Genomic DNA, 14,288 nt, shown 5'->3' with positions numbered 1-14,288 from the left:
TCTTGAAGGTATTTCTGAGGCCTTATTCGGCAGAAGCAGCTTCAGGTAATTTTACCGAACCGCCTGCTTTTTCGATCTTTTCGATCGCAACCTTAGAAGCACCGGCAGCTTCTATCACCAGCTTAGCTGTGATTTCGCCATCGGAAACAACGCGGAAACCATCCAGAGCGCGACGGATGATACCGGCAGCGATCAGGACTTCAGAGGTAACGGATGCTTTTGCATCCAGCTTACCGGCATCCACAGCTTCCTGAATGCGACCAACCGACACAACATTGAACTTCTTAGCGAAGATGTTGGTGAAACCGCGCTTTGGCAAGCGACGGTAGATTGGCATCTGGCCGCCTTCAAAACCATTGATGGACACGCCTGAACGGGACTTCTGACCCTTCACACCGCGACCACCGGTCTTGCCGGAGCCGGAACCGATACCACGGCCAACGCGTTTGCGGGCCTTGGTTGCACCTGGGTTTTCACGCAGATCATTAAGTTTCATGATAATTCTCCTGCGCTTGATTAAGCTTCGTCCACAACGCGGACGAGGTGCGCAACCTTGGCAATCATACCACGAACGGAAGGTGTATCTTCCAGTGTGCTGCGGCGGCGCATTTTGTTAAGACCGAGACCAACGAGCGTAGCGCGCTGTTCTTTCGGACGACGAATTGGGCTACCAATCTGTTCAACGGTAACCGTTTTGCCTTTAGTCGAAGACATAACTTTGTTCCTTAAGTCCTTGCGGGGCTAACGCCCCTCACCCAATGGTTATTCTTCACCGGCAACTACGTCGTGACGACGAGCCTGCAGTGTGGAATACTTAATACCGCGCTGTGCAGCGATATCTTTCGGGTGCATCTGATGCTTCAGCGCATCAAAAGTTGCACGCACCATGTTGTATGGATTGGATGAGCCAAGCGACTTGGCTACAACGTCCTGAACGCCGAGGGTTTCGAAAACCGCACGCATTGGACCACCAGCGATGATACCTTTACCGGCAGGTGCCGAGCGAAGAAGAACCTTGCCGGCGCCATGACGACCCTGCACATCGTGGTGCAGTGTACGGCCTGAGCGCAGCGGAACAAAAATCATATCGCGCTTGGCAGCTTCAGTTGCCTTGCGGATTGCTTCAGGCACTTCGCGAGCCTTACCATGACCAAAGCCTACACGGCCCTTCTGATCACCAACAACGACCAGAGCAGCAAAGCCGAAACGACGGCCGCCTTTAACAACTTTGGCTACGCGGTTGATGTGTACCAGTTTATCGACGAATTCGCTGTCACGCTCTTCGCGGGCGCGATCTTCGCGATTACGTTCTTTCTGTGCCATTTCCTAATTCCTTTTTCTTTTCCGGAAGCACAAGTGAAACATTAACAAGCTATTAAACCCGAAAATGCACAAATTGACACCCGCAGTTCAGCTCTCTGATAAATCAGAAACCAAACCGGAAGTGTCATTACATCAGACCAGAACCGTAAACGGTTATGAAAATATGATGCGTAGTCAGCTTACAGCAATAAAAAGTGAGTCACTTAAGCCTCACGGCGCTGTAATACAGAAAAAATGTCGTCAAATGCAAGCACCTGACGACATTTTTTAATTTTATTAGAAGCTGAGACCAGCTTCGCGTGCTGCGTCTGCAAGAGCTTTCACACGGCCGTGGAAAATATATGCACCACGATCGAAGACAACTTCTGCTACACCGGCTTTAGCGGCGCGTTCTGCAACCAGCTTGCCAACTGCAGCGGCAGCTGCACTGTCTGCACCAGTCTTCAGGGACTTTTTAAGGTCACCGTCAAGGCTGGAAGCAGCAGCAACAGTGTGACCACGTACATCATCGATAATCTGTGCATAGATATTCTTAGATGTACGATGTACGCTCAAGCGCAGGCGGCCATTCGAAACAGCTTTGAGCTGACGACGAACGCGTGCAGCACGGCGCTGAATAGTTTGTTTAGGCGATGCCATAACACGTGTTCCTTATTTCTTCTTACCGGCCTTGCGGACGATAACTTCACCGGCATACTTAACGCCTTTACCTTTATAAGGTTCTGGCGAACGGTATTCGCGGATCTCGGCAGCAACCTGCCCGACAACCTGCTTGTCAATACCGGAGACAACGATTTCCGTTGGCTTAGGTGTTGCAACAGTGATGCCAGCTGGAACATCGTATACAACTTCATGGCTGAAACCCAGCGAAAGCTGAAGGTTTTTGCCCTGCATAGCAGCACGATAACCAACGCCGGAGATTTCAAGTTTCTTTTCGAAACCGTCTTTAACACCGACGAAGATGTTGCTGATCATGGTACGGGCCATGCCCCACTTAGCGCGGGCGTCTTTCGACTGGGACAGAGGAGTAACGCTTACTGCGCCCTCTTCCATCTTCACGCTTACTTCATCACTTACGACGAACTTCAGTTCGCCTTTCGTGCCTTTGGCAGTAACAGTCTGACCATCAACGCTGGCGGTCACGCCTGCCGGAACCGGCACGGGTTTTTTACCGATACGAGACATTGTTAACCCTGTCCGTTTCTATGTTCACCACTCAGCCACATCAGAAGATGCGGCAGAGCAGCTCACCACCAACGTTTTGCTCACGAGCCTGATGATCAGCCATTACACCCTTAGGGGTGGAAAGAATGCTGATACCAAGGCCGTTAGCGACCTGAGGAATCGACTTTACTGAAACGTAAACGCGACGGCCCGGCTTGGAAACGCGGGTCAGCTCACGGATTACTGGCATACCTTCGTAATATTTCAGTTCGATTTCGATTTCGGATTTACCGTTGTCAAAATCAGTCTGTGTATATCCGCGGATATAGCCTTCAGCCTGCAACACGTCCAATACTCGTGCACGCAGCTTGGAAGCCGGGGTTGTAAGCTTGGTCTTTTTACGACCGATAGCATTACGGATGCGGGTCAGCATATCGCCGATAGGATCTGACATAGTCATATTATAACTCTCCTTACCAGCTCGATTTCACGATGCCTGGCACCTGGCCGAGCGAACCCAGCTGGCGCAACGCAATACGCGACATCTTAAGCTTGCGGTAGAAACCGCGTGGACGTCCGGACACTTCGCAACGGTTGCGAATGCGAACCTTGGAGGAGTTACGTGGCATCTCAGCCAGCTGAATGGTAGCGCGGAAGCGCTCATCCAGAGGCAGGGACTGATCCATAACAATTGCCTTCAAACGTGCACGCTTTTCAGCATGACGCTTAACCAACTTTTCGCGGCGCTTGTTTTTTTCGACTGCGCTAGTCTTGGCCATTTTTGATTACCTCGCTACGCTTGCCGTTACTGGCGGAACGGGAAGTTGAAGGCGCGCAGAAGAGCGCGGGCTTCATCATCCGTTGGTGCAGTCGTGCAAACGATGATGTCCATGCCCCAGATCTGATCAACTTTATCGTAGTTGATTTCTGGAAACACGATGTGTTCCTTGATACCCATGGCGAAGTTGCCACGACCGTCAAAGCTTTTAGGATTCAGACCGCGGAAGTCGCGAACGCGTGGAAGCGCGATCGTGATCAGACGATCCAAAAATTCGTACATACGCTCACCACGCAGGGTGACTTTCGTACCGATCGGCATATCTTCACGGAGTTTGAAGGTAGCGATCGAGTTGCGTGCACGGGTGACAACGGCTTTCTGACCGGCGATCTGAGACAGATCTTCGGCAGCACGCGCAGGCTTTTTAGAGTCTGCAGTGGCTTCGCCAACACCCATATTGATTACAACTTTCGAAACGCGTGGAATCTGCATTTCGTTGCTGTATTTGAACTCTTCAAGCATAGCTTTACGGATTGTATCCTTATAAAGCGTCTTGAAGCGTGGTTCACTCTTTGCTTCAGCCATCGATCGACTCTCCGGAACGTTTTGCTACGCGTACCTTCTTGCCGTCTTTTTCGACGAAACCAACGCGAGTTGGCTTACCGTCTTTAGGATCAGCAATCGCCAGGTTTGACAGATGGATTGCGGCTTCTTTCGAAATAATGCCGGCTTCCTGAGTCTGTGTCTGACGCTGATGGCGCTTAACAATATTGATACCGCTTACGAAAGCCTGATCTTCTTTCGGCAAGACCTTGATCACTTCACCGGTACGGCCCTTGTCCTTACCGGCAAGCACAACAACGCGGTCGCCTTTGCGAATCTTTTGCATCGTCGAACTTCCCTTACAGAACTTCTGGAGCCAGCGAGATGATCTTCATGTGGCTCTTAGCGCGAAGTTCACGCGGAACCGGTCCGAAGATACGAGTGCCGATAGGCTCTTTCTTGTTGTCAATCAAAACAGCAGCATTGTTATCAAAACGGATAACGCTACCATCTGGGCGACGAATGTCTTTGGCTGTGCGAACCACAACCGCCTTCATTACGTCACCTTTTTTAACGCGGCCACGAGGAATCGCTTCCTTGATGGACACCACAATGATGTCACCAACGGAAGCGTATTTCCGTTTCGAGCCGCCCAGCACCTTGATGCACATGACACGACGTGCGCCGGAGTTATCCGCCACGTCGAGGTTTGTTTGCATCTGAATCATGACTGGCCGCCTTCTTATCTCTCAGCTGGTTAAGGGCTCCTGCCCTACCTAAGCTGCGTGTTTAATGTTAGCCCGTTGCTTAGTTCGCGAGAACTACCCAACGTTTGTCTTTCGAAATTGGAGCAGATTCCTGAATGGAGACCTGATCACCAACCTTGAACTGGTTGTTTTCGTCATGCGCTTTGTACTTCTTCGATTGACGAATAATCTTCTGAAGCAGTGGATGCGCGAAACGGCGCTCCACTTTAACAACGACAGTTTTGTCGTTCTTGTCGCTGACGACAACGCCCTGCAGAATGCGTTTAGGCATTATTTAAATTCCTTATGCCTTGCTTTCGGCCGCCTTCTGGCGGGCAATAGTCTTAATACGTGCGATGTCGCGGCGAACCTGCTTCACACGTGCGGTTTTTTCTAACTGACCAGTGGCTTTCTGAAAGCGCAGGTTAAACTGCTCTTTCTTCAATCCACCCAACTGTTCAGTCAGCTGGTCGAGGCTTTTCGCCCGGATGTCTGCGGCTTTCATAGCTGTCTCTCTTATTCAGCGATGCGTTGAATAAAACGCGTCTTGATCGGCAGCTTCGCAGCTCCGAGTCGGAGAGCTTCACGTGCCACATCTTCAGGTACGCCGTCAAGCTCAAACATAACACGACCTGGTGCTACGCGGCATGCCCAGTAATCAACTGAACCCTTACCTTTACCCATACGGACTTCGGTAGGCTTGGAAGTTACTGGCAGATCCGGGAAGATCCGGATCCATACACGACCGGCACGTTTCATGTGACGGGTAATAGCGCGGCGAGCGGCTTCGATCTGACGTGCGGTAACGCGTTCAGGTTCGACTGCCTTCAGACCGAAAGCACCGAAGTTCAGATCCGTACCGCCCTTGGATTCACCGTGAATACGGCCCTTGAACTGCTTACGGAACTTTGTGCGCTTAGGCTGCAACATTGTTCTCTACTCCAATATTCTAACCGAAAACGCTTAAAATTAAGCGTTTTCGCGGCGGCGGTTCGACTGCGGACCCTGAGCGTCGGCTTCAATCGCACGACGTTCGGAAGCCATTGGGTCATGCTCAAGGATTTCGCCTTTGAATACCCAAACTTTCACGCCGCAGATACCGTAAGCGGTCTGTGCTTCAGCTGTACCGTAGTCAATATCAGCGCGCAGAGTGTGAAGAGGAACGCGACCTTCACGGTACCATTCCATACGAGCAATTTCTGCACCGCCAAGACGACCCGAACAATTAATACGGATGCCTTCTGCGCCGAGACGCATTGCGGACTGAACAGCACGCTTCATAGCGCGACGGAATGCCACACGGCGTTCCAGCTGCTGAGTGATCGACTGAGCAATCAGGGTAGCGTCAACTTCTGGCTTGCGAACTTCAACAATGTTGAGAACCGCATCAGAGTTGGTCATATCGGAAAGCTTCTTACGGAGCTTTTCGATATCTGCACCCTTCTTACCGATAATGATGCCCGGACGAGCCGAGTGAATGGTCACACGGCACTTCTTGTGCGGACGTTCAATCACGATTTTGGAGATCGCAGCCTGCTTGAGTTCTTCAGTCAGGTATTTGCGGATCTTCAGATCTTCATGAAGGAGCTTACCGTATTCGCCGGTATTCGCGTACCAACGCGAATCCCAGGTACGGTTAATGCCCAGACGAAGACCGATCGGATTAATCTTCTGGCCCATTATGCGGCCTCCCCTTTTTCGGCGACTTCGCGGACAACGATGGTCAGGTGAGAGAACGGACGTTCAATCCGGCTCGCCTTACCACGGCCACGCACATGAAAGCGCTTCATGACGATCGACTTGCCAACAGAAGCTTCCGCGACGATCAAAGCATCAACATCGAGGTCGTGATTGTTTTCTGCGTTGGCGATTGCCGATTCAAGCGTCTTCTTAACTGTCTCTGCAATGCGCTTGCGCGAGAATGACAGATCAGCAAGTGCCGCGTTGACTTTCTTGCCGCGGATCAGAGCCGCGACAAGATTAAGTTTCTGCGGGCTAACGCGAATCGTGCGGGCGACGGCTTTCGCCTCGTTATCCTTAAGCTGGCGCGGAGCCTTGGCCTTGCCCATACTTACTTCCTCTTCGCTTTCTTGTCCGCACCGTGACCGTAATAGGTACGGGTTGGAGCGAATTCACCGAACTTGTGTCCGACCATTTCTTCGGAGATGGACACAGGAATGTGTTTATTACCGTTGTATACACCAAAGGTCAGGCCAACAAACTGCGGCAGGATCGTGGAGCGACGGCTCCAGATCTTGATGACCTCATTACGACCGCCGGAGCGTACCTTCTCAGCCTTCTTGAGAAGATAGCCGTCAATAAACGGTCCTTTCCAAACTGAACGAGCCACTTTAGACTACCTCTCTTATTTCTTACGCTGATGACGCGAACGCATGATGAATTTGTCCGTCGCCTTGTTCGAGCGTGTCTTCTTGCCCTTCGTAGGTTTGCCCCACGGAGTAACAGGATGACGACCACCCGAGGTACGACCTTCACCACCACCGTGTGGGTGATCAACCGGGTTCATGGCAACGCCGCGTACGTGTGGACGCTTACCGCGCCATACGGAACGACCGGCTTTACCGTCGTTGGTGTTGCCGTGATCCGGATTGGATACAGCGCCAACAGTTGCGAGACAACCGGAATGTACCAGACGCTGTTCACCGGAGTTCAGGCGAAGGATCGCCATGCCCTGGTCACGGCCAACGAGCTGTGCATAGGTACCGGCCGAGCGAGCGATCTGACCGCCCTTGCCTGGCTTCATTTCCACGTTGTGGATGATGGTACCAACCGGCATCGCACCGAGTGGCATCGCGTTACCTGGCTTAACGTCAACCTGTGCGCCGGAGATAACCTTGTCGCCAACAGCAAGACGCTGTGGTGCCAGGATGTAGCTCAGCTCACCGTCTTCGTAGCGGATCAGCGCGATGAATGCGGTACGGTTTGGATCGTATTCCAGACGCTCAACAGTAGCGGACACATCGTGTTTCGTACGCTTGAAATCAATAAAGCGATACGTACGCTTGTGACCACCGCCCTGATAGCGAACAGTGATACGACCGGTGTTGTTACGACCGCCCTTTTTAGTCAAACCTTCGGTCAATGCTTTGACCGGCTTGCCTTTGAAGAGCTCCGAACGATCCACAATGACCAGCTGACGCTGGCCAGGAGTGATCGGGTTAAAGTGCTTGAGTGCCATTGTCTTTACTCCACGGCCTCTCAGAGACCAGTCGAAACGTCGATGCTCTGGCCTTCAGCCAAAGTTACGATCGCTTTCTTGACATCGCTCTGGCGCCCAACAATACCGCGGAAACGCTTCACTTTGCCTTTACGCACAGTGGTGTTCACAGCTGTAACTTTCACGCCGAAAAGCGCTTCTACTGCAGCTTTGATCTCTGGTTTCGTGGCCTTGCGGGCTACGTTAAAGACGATCTGGTTAAATTCGGAAACCATGGTCGACTTTTCGGTAATGACCGGGCTAACGATCACATCATAGTGACGAAGATCTGTCATTTGAAACGCTCCTCGAGGGCTTCGACAGCTGCCTTGGAAAGGACGAGCTTGCCACGGCGAAGAATGTCGTAAACGTTGATGCCCTGTACCGGCAGCACATCAATATTCGGGATATTGGATGCAGCCAGCTTGAAGTTGGCGTCGATTTCCGAACCACCGATCAGCAGTGCGTTTTCCAGACCGAGATTAGCAAACTGGCTTACCAGCAGCTTGGTCTTGGCTTCTGCAGCTGCCAGATCATCAATGATGATCAGATCAGAGGCTTTAACCTTAGCCGAAAGGGCGTGACGCAGAGCCAGAGCACGAACCTTCTTAGGAAGATCATGTGCATGGCTGCGGGCTACAGGGCCATGAGCCTTACCACCGCCACGGAACTGTGGTGCACGAGCGGAATGGTGACGGGCGCGGCCGGTACCCTTCTGCTTGTACATTTTTGCACCGGTACGTGCAACTTCACCACGGGTCAGAGTCTGGTGGGTACCCTGCTGACGGCGAGCGAGCTGCCAAAGGACAACGCGCTGAAGGATGTCATCGCGCGGCTCAAGACCGAAGATTTCTTCGGACAGCTGCACTTTACCGGCATCCTTGCCTTCAAGTGTTGTAATTGTGAGATCCATTATTCGGCTCCCTCAGTCGCTGCAGGTTCTGCAACCGCAGCAGCTTCACCTTTAGCTTGGCGCAGGCCAGCTGGCTTAGGAGCATTTTCTGGCAGCGATACTTTTACAGCATCACGAACATAGATCCATGCACCCTTGGAACCAGGAACAGCACCGCGAACAAGGATCAGGCCGCGATCGAGGTCGGTAGAAACGACTTCGATATTCTGCGTGGTTACACGGGTCTGACCCATGTGACCGGCCATTTTCTTGCCTTTAAATACTTTACCTGGATCCTGACGCTGACCGGTCGAACCATGGGCACGGTGGGATACCGAGTTACCATGAGTTGCGCGGCCGCCGCCGAAGTTGTGACGCTTCATAACACCGGCAAAACCTTTACCGATTGTTGTACCTGTAACGTCAACTTTCTGACCGGCTACAAAATGCTCAGCAGTGATTTCTGCGCCTACATCCAGAAGATTGTCTTCTGAAACGCGGAATTCAGCTACTTTCGCTTTCGGTTCAACTTCAGCCTTCGCGAAGTGACCGCGCAGAGCCTTGGTCGTGTTCTTCACCTTGGCCAATCCTACGCCAAGCTGTACGGCTGTGTAGCCGTTTTTTTCTACTGTGCGCTGAGCTACAACGTGGCAGTTCTCCATGCGGAGTACTGTCACCGGTACATGCTCGCCAGCGTCTGTATAAACGCGGGTCATGCCCAGCTTTTGTGCAATAACACCTGAACGCATCGGTTCGTTCCTTCCGTCCTCAAGCCTTACAGCTTGATCTCGACATCAACACCAGCCGACAGATCCAGCTTCATCAGCGCATCTACAGTCTGTGGGGTTGGGTCAACGATATCGAGAAGACGCTTATGAGTGCGCATCTCGAACTGCTCGCGGCTCTTCTTATCGATGTGCGGCGACCGGTTAACTGTGAACTTTTCGATCCGTGTTGGCAGAGGGATCGGTCCGCGCACATTGGCACCGGTACGCTTGGCAGTCGACACGATTTCGCGGGTCGAAGCGTCAAGGATCCGATGGTCAAACGCCTTAAGGCGAATGCGGATATTTTGACCGTTCATTTGATTTGTTCCTTATTACGCGGGACGTTTGGCTTTGAAGATGATTTTAAACCACCAAACCAAACGCCCTGCACAAATCTATTATTCGATGATCGAAGCGACGATACCTGCACCAACGGTGCGGCCACCTTCACGGATCGCGAAACGGAGTTTTTCTTCCATAGCGATTGGCACGATCAGCGCAACATCAACAGTTACGTTGTCGCCCGGCATAACCATTTCCACACCTTCTGGCAAGGTCACAATACCGGTTACGTCAGTTGTACGGAAGTAGAACTGCGGACGGTAGTTTGTGAAGAATGGTGTATGACGGCCACCTTCGTCTTTGGTCAGAATATAAGCTTCTGCCTTGAACTTGGTGTGTGGCTTAACCGAACCTGGCTTGCAGAGAACCTGACCACGTTCAACGTCATCACGACCTACACCGCGAACCAGTGCACCGATGTTGTCGCCGGCCTGGCCCTGATCGAGCAGCTTGCGGAACATTTCAACGCCGGTAACAGTTGTCTTGCCGGTAGCTTTAATACCAACGATTTCAACTTCTTCACCAACTTTAACGATACCGCGCTCTACACGACCGGTAACAACTGTACCGCGGCCGGAGATCGAGAATACGTCTTCGATTGGCATCAGGAACGGCTGGTCAACAGGACGTTCTGGAGTTGGGATGTAAGCATCAACAGCGGCCATCAGTTCACGAACTGCATCTTCACCGATTGTCTTGTTGCTGTCTTCCAGAGCTGCCAGAGCTGAACCCTTAACAACTGGAATATCATCGCCTGGGAAGTCGTATTTCGACAGAAGTTCACGAACTTCCATTTCTACGAGTTCGAGCAGCTCAGCATCGTCAACCTGATCAACTTTGTTCAGGAACACAACGATTGCAGGCACACCAACCTGACGAGCGAGCAGGATGTGCTCACGGGTCTGTGGCATCGGGCCGTCAGCAGCGTTAACAACCAGGATCGCGCCGTCCATCTGCGCAGCACCGGTGATCATGTTCTTAACATAGTCAGCGTGGCCTGGGCAGTCTACGTGTGCGTAGTGGCGGTTTTCTGTTTCATATTCAACGTGCGAGGTCGAAATGGTGATACCGCGGGCTTTTTCTTCCGGTGCGTTATCGATCTGGTCGTAAGCGCGGAAGTCACCAAAGAATTTGGTGATTGCAGCTGTCAACGAGGTCTTACCATGGTCAACGTGACCGATTGTGCCGATATTGACGTGCGGTTTGGTACGTTCAAATTTGCTCTTTGCCATCGCTGTCGCTCTCTTTCACCACAACGCTTAATTTAATGCGCTGCAACAATTTTAATTGCCATATAACTTACCCTACGACCTGACAGTCAAGGATATTATATAGTAGAACTAAAGCCCCGCCCCGCTACCGGATCGGAACTCTATCAACTCGCTTCCGGCTTAAGCTTTATTCAAAGCCCGCCAAGTTACTCACGCCAAACCGCCCTGAAATAAATCTGGAGCGGGTAGCGGGAATCGAACCCGCGTATTCAGCTTGGAAGGCTGCTGCTCTACCATTGAGCTATACCCGCGCACTCTAAACTCCTGCTCTGGCAGTGGTGGAGGAGGTTGGTTTCGAACCAACGTAGGCTAAGCCAGCGGATTTACAGTCCGCCCCCTTTAACCACTCGGGCACTCCTCCAGAAACTCACTGCAAGCAGAGTTGAGCGACTAGGCATTCCGTTCACTGTGACCCCGTAGCGCTTGGCTCGTTTGTCGCTGTGAACGAGGCGGGTTATGCCGATAACACCCTGATAAGTCAACAGCTCTTTTTGAAAAAAATGCACAAAATTTTCACAGGCTTATCAATCATCCACAATATAGGGCTTTTCAGGGGTAGTTTTTTCGCATCATGAAACTTTCCTGCCTGTGAATAAGGAAAGATGCTACCTTGAAGACAGGAAAATCGGTATAGAGCGCTCATGAAAGATAAAAAATCGTCACCGGACTCATCCGGCTCCTCCTCCGGCACACCAAAAGATTCGCATTATGCGCGTCTGCGGCGCCAGTTTCGTGATCAAAAATCCGGCGGCAGCGAACAAAATTCGCAAAATAACCGGTTCCCTAAGCGTAAACCTGTAAAAGGCACGCCTGCGGGCGACGGAATCACCCGTCTTTATGGCCTGCATACGGTAAAAGCCGCGCTGGAAAATCCGCGTCGCAAAATTTTCCGTATGATGGTCACTAAAAACGCCCTCGCCCGTCTGGAGCTGGATGAAGCAACAATCGCCCGTCTCGCTCCTGAAATGGTTGAGCCGCGCGATATTGATGCGCTGACCGGCTCCGATGCTGTTCATCAGGGTGTTCTTATTGAAACTGCAGCGCTTAAACCGCGTAAATTGCAGGATCTGAAAGAAGGCAGCCTGCTTTTGATTCTGGATCAGGTTACTGATCCGCACAATGTCGGCGCTATTTTGCGCTCGGCTGTGGCTTTCGGTGCGGATGCTTTGATTACAACATCCCGTCACAGCCCGCAGGAATCAGGCGTTCTGGCCAAATCAGCATCCGGCGCCCTGGAAATAATCGACCAGATCGAAGTGCGCAATCTTGCTGAAGCGATTCAGGAGCTGCATGAGCTGGGTTACATGACTATCGGCCTTGATTCTGAAGGCCCTCAGGAAATGGAACACACGCTCAAGGGCGACAAGATTGCTCTCGTGCTTGGTGCGGAAGGTAAAGGTCTTCGCCAGAAAACCCGCGAAACAGTTACCGCATTGGCACGGCTTGATATGCCGGGCGCAATTAAATCGCTCAATGTCTCGAACGCCGCTGCAATTTCACTTTATGCTGCCCAGCGTTTCCTGAGCAAATAACAAGTTTAAACAACAAAGCCCTGTATCGGGGATTCGCTGAGTGTCACTTTTGACCGTGACATTCTCCTGAATCACTCAATGCAGGGCTTTTCTAGAGCGTGTCGCGATTAATAGCATTTATGGCACTCGCTCTAGATTCTTTTAATTGTCGCATGTTCGCGAACGCTAAATGAGGCCATTTAGCTGCGACATGCTTTAGTAAAATTCGGCACTCAGGCAGTGGCGATATATTGAATCATCTCGGCCGTTTCCTGTTCGGCCTGTTCAATACGACGCTTCACAACGTCACCGATCGAAATAATACCGACAAGATCACCGGCTTCATTCACCACCGGCACATGGCGGAAACGATGCCGTGTCATCATTTCCATGACATAATGAACATTGTCCTGCGGGCTGCAATGCAGCACTTTTGTCGTCATTGCTTTTGAAACCGGCAGCTGCAAGGCCTGTATTCCGTGATTAGCGCAGGCGCGCACAATATCCCGCTCGGAAAGAATCCCTGTATATCGGCCCTTGCCGTCATCAACCAGCAAAGCACCGATCCGGTGCTCTGAGAGTTGTTTTGCTGCTGTTTCCAGATTCGCATCTGACCTGACAGTGAAAACATCACTGCCCTTCTGCTCCAGAATTGCGCGTACAGTCATTATTTCCTCCCGATAATGAAACACATCACATTTTCCTCCTGAAAACAGAGAGGATTATGGCATCAGGCGGCTGACCGGCACACAAAATACTGCATAATGTTACAAGAACGGAAGAGCAGCATGCGTACTGGTGACCGTTGATTCAGTCTAACACAGAATCGCGGAAGGCGATAAAACAAAGCAGTTTCAGGAGCGCCCGCGCAGCAACAAAGCTATGCCGAAGAATCCTGCAACAAAACCGCCGATATGTGCCTCCCACGCAATGCCTGACAATTCGCCGGCAGGCGTTGCATAGAGTCCTGTAATCACATTGATGAGCAGCCAGAAACCGACAAATGTCAGAACAGTGCGGTTTTGCAAGGTTTCAGCCACCGACAATAGCGGCCCGCCGAAAGCAGGTACCTGCCGCCCCGTCCCTGTATAATAAGTAACACGGCGGAAACCAAAACGCGCCGCAGCCCCCATCATGCCGGATATCGCACCGGAAGCACCGACGAGCGGAATATTGCTGTCCGGATAAAGCGCATAATGGGTGAATGCCGCCAGAATGGATGTAAGTATCCAGAACAGCAGAAATTTACGCGTCCCGATACGACCGGCCAATGGCGAACCAAAAGCGGCAAACCACACGCTGTTCACCGCCAGATGAGCAAATCCGCCATGCATGAAGGAATAGCTGATCGCAGTGAACCATGCTGTAATATCGGTAAAGCCGCCCCACGCACTGAAGCGCTGCGGGATAAAAGCAAAATTCAGCAGGAACCAGATATATTGCGGATCGCTCAGCAGATAGAACTGCACAATATATACAGCGGCACAGAGAACGATTAATGCCACAACAACCGGCGGCATATTAAAGACCGGCTGAGAACCGCCTTGTCCGCGGTTATCCTCTGTCCGGGTTTCGTTGACCGGCTGCTGCATATTATCCTCATTATGATTTACACTTTTATCGGCAGAGTGCTGTCGGAACACAATGCGACAAGGTCTGTCTGCGGAATTTATCGCTCAAACAGGAACATAGAGCACTTCCGGTAAAAGTGGAAAGCGGTTTTGTCGCGGCATT

The 14,288-nt window shown here is 51.7% G+C and carries 25 protein-coding genes and 2 tRNA genes; 1 reads left to right on the top strand and 26 read right to left on the bottom strand.

What is annotated here, in order from left to right; translation table 11 throughout:
- Positions 1-22: 22 nt before the first annotated feature.
- The 24 genes from rplO to A918_RS0110050 form a co-directional block, all read right to left on the bottom strand.
- Positions 23-496, bottom strand: coding sequence for a 50S ribosomal protein L15 (gene rplO / locus A918_RS0110165; RefSeq protein ID WP_022710957.1), 474 nt, complete (start codon positions 494-496; stop codon positions 23-25).
- A gap of 20 nt (positions 497-516) precedes the next feature.
- A complete protein-coding gene (rpmD, locus tag A918_RS0110160; RefSeq protein ID WP_022710956.1) occupies positions 517-714 on the bottom strand; it encodes a 50S ribosomal protein L30 in 198 nt (65 codons plus the stop codon).
- Positions 715-762: 48 nt separating this feature from the next.
- Complete coding sequence (gene rpsE / locus A918_RS0110155; protein WP_022710955.1) at positions 763-1,323, bottom strand: 30S ribosomal protein S5; 561 nt, start codon at positions 1,321-1,323, stop codon at positions 763-765.
- A gap of 276 nt (positions 1,324-1,599) precedes the next feature.
- A complete protein-coding gene (rplR, locus tag A918_RS0110150; RefSeq protein WP_022710954.1) occupies positions 1,600-1,962 on the bottom strand; it encodes a 50S ribosomal protein L18 in 363 nt (120 codons plus the stop codon).
- A 12-nt stretch (positions 1,963-1,974) separates the two neighbouring features.
- Complete coding sequence (gene rplF / locus A918_RS0110145) at positions 1,975-2,508, bottom strand: 50S ribosomal protein L6 (RefSeq protein ID WP_022710953.1); 534 nt, start codon at positions 2,506-2,508, stop codon at positions 1,975-1,977.
- Positions 2,509-2,548: 40 nt separating this feature from the next.
- A complete protein-coding gene (rpsH, locus tag A918_RS0110140) occupies positions 2,549-2,947 on the bottom strand; it encodes a 30S ribosomal protein S8 (protein ID WP_022710952.1) in 399 nt (132 codons plus the stop codon).
- A 13-nt stretch (positions 2,948-2,960) separates the two neighbouring features.
- Entirely contained in the window at positions 2,961-3,266 is a 306-nt protein-coding gene (rpsN, locus tag A918_RS0110135) for a 30S ribosomal protein S14 (protein ID WP_022710951.1), read from the bottom strand.
- A gap of 26 nt (positions 3,267-3,292) precedes the next feature.
- Positions 3,293-3,850: a 50S ribosomal protein L5 gene (rplE, locus tag A918_RS0110130; RefSeq protein WP_022710950.1), complete on the bottom strand. Its 558-nt coding sequence runs from the start codon at positions 3,848-3,850 to the stop codon at positions 3,293-3,295.
- Complete coding sequence (gene rplX, locus A918_RS0110125; RefSeq protein WP_022710949.1) at positions 3,843-4,154, bottom strand: 50S ribosomal protein L24; 312 nt, start codon at positions 4,152-4,154, stop codon at positions 3,843-3,845. The genes rplE and rplX overlap by 8 nt, the downstream gene beginning before the upstream one ends.
- Before the next feature lie 13 nt (positions 4,155-4,167).
- Positions 4,168-4,536, bottom strand: coding sequence for a 50S ribosomal protein L14 (rplN, locus tag A918_RS0110120; RefSeq protein ID WP_022710948.1), 369 nt, complete (start codon positions 4,534-4,536; stop codon positions 4,168-4,170).
- 79 nt (positions 4,537-4,615) lie between these two features.
- On the bottom strand, positions 4,616-4,846 hold the full coding sequence (rpsQ, locus tag A918_RS0110115; protein ID WP_022710947.1) for a 30S ribosomal protein S17: 231 nt from the start codon (positions 4,844-4,846) through the stop codon (positions 4,616-4,618).
- A 12-nt stretch (positions 4,847-4,858) separates the two neighbouring features.
- On the bottom strand, positions 4,859-5,059 hold the full coding sequence (gene rpmC / locus A918_RS0110110; RefSeq protein ID WP_022710946.1) for a 50S ribosomal protein L29: 201 nt from the start codon (positions 5,057-5,059) through the stop codon (positions 4,859-4,861).
- A gap of 11 nt (positions 5,060-5,070) precedes the next feature.
- Complete coding sequence (gene rplP / locus A918_RS0110105) at positions 5,071-5,484, bottom strand: 50S ribosomal protein L16 (RefSeq protein WP_022710945.1); 414 nt, start codon at positions 5,482-5,484, stop codon at positions 5,071-5,073.
- Between the two features lie 39 nt (positions 5,485-5,523).
- The gene (gene rpsC, locus A918_RS0110100; RefSeq protein ID WP_022710944.1) at positions 5,524-6,234 is read right to left on the bottom strand and encodes a 30S ribosomal protein S3; all 711 of its coding nucleotides are present in this window, start codon (positions 6,232-6,234) and stop codon (positions 5,524-5,526) included.
- A complete protein-coding gene (gene rplV, locus A918_RS0110095) occupies positions 6,234-6,623 on the bottom strand; it encodes a 50S ribosomal protein L22 (RefSeq protein ID WP_022710943.1) in 390 nt (129 codons plus the stop codon). The genes rpsC and rplV overlap by 1 nt, the downstream gene beginning before the upstream one ends.
- Before the next feature lie 2 nt (positions 6,624-6,625).
- Complete coding sequence (gene rpsS / locus A918_RS0110090) at positions 6,626-6,904, bottom strand: 30S ribosomal protein S19 (RefSeq protein ID WP_022710942.1); 279 nt, start codon at positions 6,902-6,904, stop codon at positions 6,626-6,628.
- Between the two features lie 15 nt (positions 6,905-6,919).
- Entirely contained in the window at positions 6,920-7,753 is an 834-nt protein-coding gene (rplB, locus tag A918_RS0110085; RefSeq protein ID WP_022710941.1) for a 50S ribosomal protein L2, read from the bottom strand.
- Between the two features lie 20 nt (positions 7,754-7,773).
- Positions 7,774-8,067: a 50S ribosomal protein L23 gene (locus tag A918_RS0110080; RefSeq protein WP_022710940.1), complete on the bottom strand. Its 294-nt coding sequence runs from the start codon at positions 8,065-8,067 to the stop codon at positions 7,774-7,776.
- Entirely contained in the window at positions 8,064-8,684 is a 621-nt protein-coding gene (gene rplD, locus A918_RS0110075; protein ID WP_022710939.1) for a 50S ribosomal protein L4, read from the bottom strand. Before rplD ends, A918_RS0110080 begins: the two co-directional genes overlap by 4 nt.
- Positions 8,684-9,412: a 50S ribosomal protein L3 gene (gene rplC, locus A918_RS0110070; protein WP_022710938.1), complete on the bottom strand. Its 729-nt coding sequence runs from the start codon at positions 9,410-9,412 to the stop codon at positions 8,684-8,686. The genes rplD and rplC overlap by 1 nt, the downstream gene beginning before the upstream one ends.
- A gap of 26 nt (positions 9,413-9,438) precedes the next feature.
- Positions 9,439-9,747 (bottom strand): 30S ribosomal protein S10, encoded by a 309-nt coding sequence (gene rpsJ, locus A918_RS0110065; RefSeq protein ID WP_002964363.1) that lies wholly within the window; start codon positions 9,745-9,747, stop codon positions 9,439-9,441.
- An 81-nt stretch (positions 9,748-9,828) separates the two neighbouring features.
- Positions 9,829-11,004, bottom strand: a complete 1,176-nt coding sequence (gene tuf / locus A918_RS0110060) for an elongation factor Tu (protein ID WP_022710937.1) — start codon at positions 11,002-11,004, stop codon at positions 9,829-9,831.
- Between the two features lie 216 nt (positions 11,005-11,220).
- Positions 11,221-11,294 (bottom strand) — tRNA-Gly (locus A918_RS0110055).
- Between the two features lie 25 nt (positions 11,295-11,319).
- Positions 11,320-11,404, bottom strand: a tRNA-Tyr gene (locus A918_RS0110050).
- Positions 11,405-11,684: 280 nt separating this feature from the next.
- Between A918_RS0110050 and rlmB the strand changes: the two genes are divergently transcribed.
- The gene (gene rlmB / locus A918_RS0110045) at positions 11,685-12,575 is read left to right on the top strand and encodes a 23S rRNA (guanosine(2251)-2'-O)-methyltransferase RlmB (protein WP_022710936.1); all 891 of its coding nucleotides are present in this window, start codon (positions 11,685-11,687) and stop codon (positions 12,573-12,575) included.
- A 212-nt stretch (positions 12,576-12,787) separates the two neighbouring features.
- On the opposite strand, the gene A918_RS0110040 is transcribed toward rlmB, so the two are convergent.
- Together A918_RS0110040 and A918_RS0110035 are read right to left on the bottom strand one after the other, a co-directional pair.
- Positions 12,788-13,222 (bottom strand): CBS domain-containing protein, encoded by a 435-nt coding sequence (locus tag A918_RS0110040; RefSeq protein WP_022710935.1) that lies wholly within the window; start codon positions 13,220-13,222, stop codon positions 12,788-12,790.
- A gap of 186 nt (positions 13,223-13,408) precedes the next feature.
- The gene (locus A918_RS0110035; RefSeq protein ID WP_022710934.1) at positions 13,409-14,146 is read right to left on the bottom strand and encodes a rhomboid family intramembrane serine protease; all 738 of its coding nucleotides are present in this window, start codon (positions 14,144-14,146) and stop codon (positions 13,409-13,411) included.
- Positions 14,147-14,288 lie beyond the last annotated feature (142 nt).

Origin of the sequence: Pseudochrobactrum sp. AO18b (assembly GCF_000409565.1) — a bacterium.
Classification (GTDB): domain Bacteria; phylum Pseudomonadota; class Alphaproteobacteria; order Rhizobiales; family Rhizobiaceae; genus Pseudochrobactrum; species Pseudochrobactrum saccharolyticum.
Note: the sequence above shows the minus strand (reverse complement) of the source record. Positions and strands in the feature narration are given on the sequence as shown.

Bases quoted from the DNA above. Each gene is read 5' to 3' on its own strand.
- rplB (WP_022710941.1), bottom strand. From the start codon at position 7,753: ATGGCACTCAAGCACTTTAACCCGATCACTCCTGGCCAGCGTCAGCTG.
- rpmC (WP_022710946.1), bottom strand. From the start codon at position 5,059: ATGAAAGCCGCAGACATCCGGGCGAAAAGCCTCGACCAGCTGACTGAA.
- rpsQ (WP_022710947.1), bottom strand. From the start codon at position 4,846: ATGCCTAAACGCATTCTGCAGGGCGTTGTCGTCAGCGACAAGAACGAC.
- rplV (WP_022710943.1), bottom strand. From the start codon at position 6,623: ATGGGCAAGGCCAAGGCTCCGCGCCAGCTTAAGGATAACGAGGCGAAA.
- A918_RS0110035 (WP_022710934.1), bottom strand. From the start codon at position 14,146: ATGCAGCAGCCGGTCAACGAAACCCGGACAGAGGATAACCGCGGACAA.
- rpsJ (WP_002964363.1), bottom strand. From the start codon at position 9,747: ATGAACGGTCAAAATATCCGCATTCGCCTTAAGGCGTTTGACCATCGG.
- rplN (WP_022710948.1), bottom strand. From the start codon at position 4,536: ATGATTCAGATGCAAACAAACCTCGACGTGGCGGATAACTCCGGCGCA.
- rplX (WP_022710949.1), bottom strand. From the start codon at position 4,154: ATGCAAAAGATTCGCAAAGGCGACCGCGTTGTTGTGCTTGCCGGTAAG.
- rpmD (WP_022710956.1), bottom strand. From the start codon at position 714: ATGTCTTCGACTAAAGGCAAAACGGTTACCGTTGAACAGATTGGTAGC.
- rpsE (WP_022710955.1), bottom strand. From the start codon at position 1,323: ATGGCACAGAAAGAACGTAATCGCGAAGATCGCGCCCGCGAAGAGCGT.
- rplF (WP_022710953.1), bottom strand. From the start codon at position 2,508: ATGTCTCGTATCGGTAAAAAACCCGTGCCGGTTCCGGCAGGCGTGACC.
- rplE (WP_022710950.1), bottom strand. From the start codon at position 3,850: ATGGCTGAAGCAAAGAGTGAACCACGCTTCAAGACGCTTTATAAGGAT.
- rpsN (WP_022710951.1), bottom strand. From the start codon at position 3,266: ATGGCCAAGACTAGCGCAGTCGAAAAAAACAAGCGCCGCGAAAAGTTG.
- A918_RS0110040 (WP_022710935.1), bottom strand. From the start codon at position 13,222: ATGACTGTACGCGCAATTCTGGAGCAGAAGGGCAGTGATGTTTTCACT.
- rplR (WP_022710954.1), bottom strand. From the start codon at position 1,962: ATGGCATCGCCTAAACAAACTATTCAGCGCCGTGCTGCACGCGTTCGT.
- rplO (WP_022710957.1), bottom strand. From the start codon at position 496: ATGAAACTTAATGATCTGCGTGAAAACCCAGGTGCAACCAAGGCCCGC.
- A918_RS0110080 (WP_022710940.1), bottom strand. From the start codon at position 8,067: ATGACAGATCTTCGTCACTATGATGTGATCGTTAGCCCGGTCATTACC.
- rlmB (WP_022710936.1), top strand. From the start codon at position 11,685: ATGAAAGATAAAAAATCGTCACCGGACTCATCCGGCTCCTCCTCCGGC.
- rplP (WP_022710945.1), bottom strand. From the start codon at position 5,484: ATGTTGCAGCCTAAGCGCACAAAGTTCCGTAAGCAGTTCAAGGGCCGT.
- rpsC (WP_022710944.1), bottom strand. From the start codon at position 6,234: ATGGGCCAGAAGATTAATCCGATCGGTCTTCGTCTGGGCATTAACCGT.
- rplD (WP_022710939.1), bottom strand. From the start codon at position 8,684: ATGGATCTCACAATTACAACACTTGAAGGCAAGGATGCCGGTAAAGTG.
- rplC (WP_022710938.1), bottom strand. From the start codon at position 9,412: ATGCGTTCAGGTGTTATTGCACAAAAGCTGGGCATGACCCGCGTTTAT.
- rpsH (WP_022710952.1), bottom strand. From the start codon at position 2,947: ATGACTATGTCAGATCCTATCGGCGATATGCTGACCCGCATCCGTAAT.
- tuf (WP_022710937.1), bottom strand. From the start codon at position 11,004: ATGGCAAAGAGCAAATTTGAACGTACCAAACCGCACGTCAATATCGGC.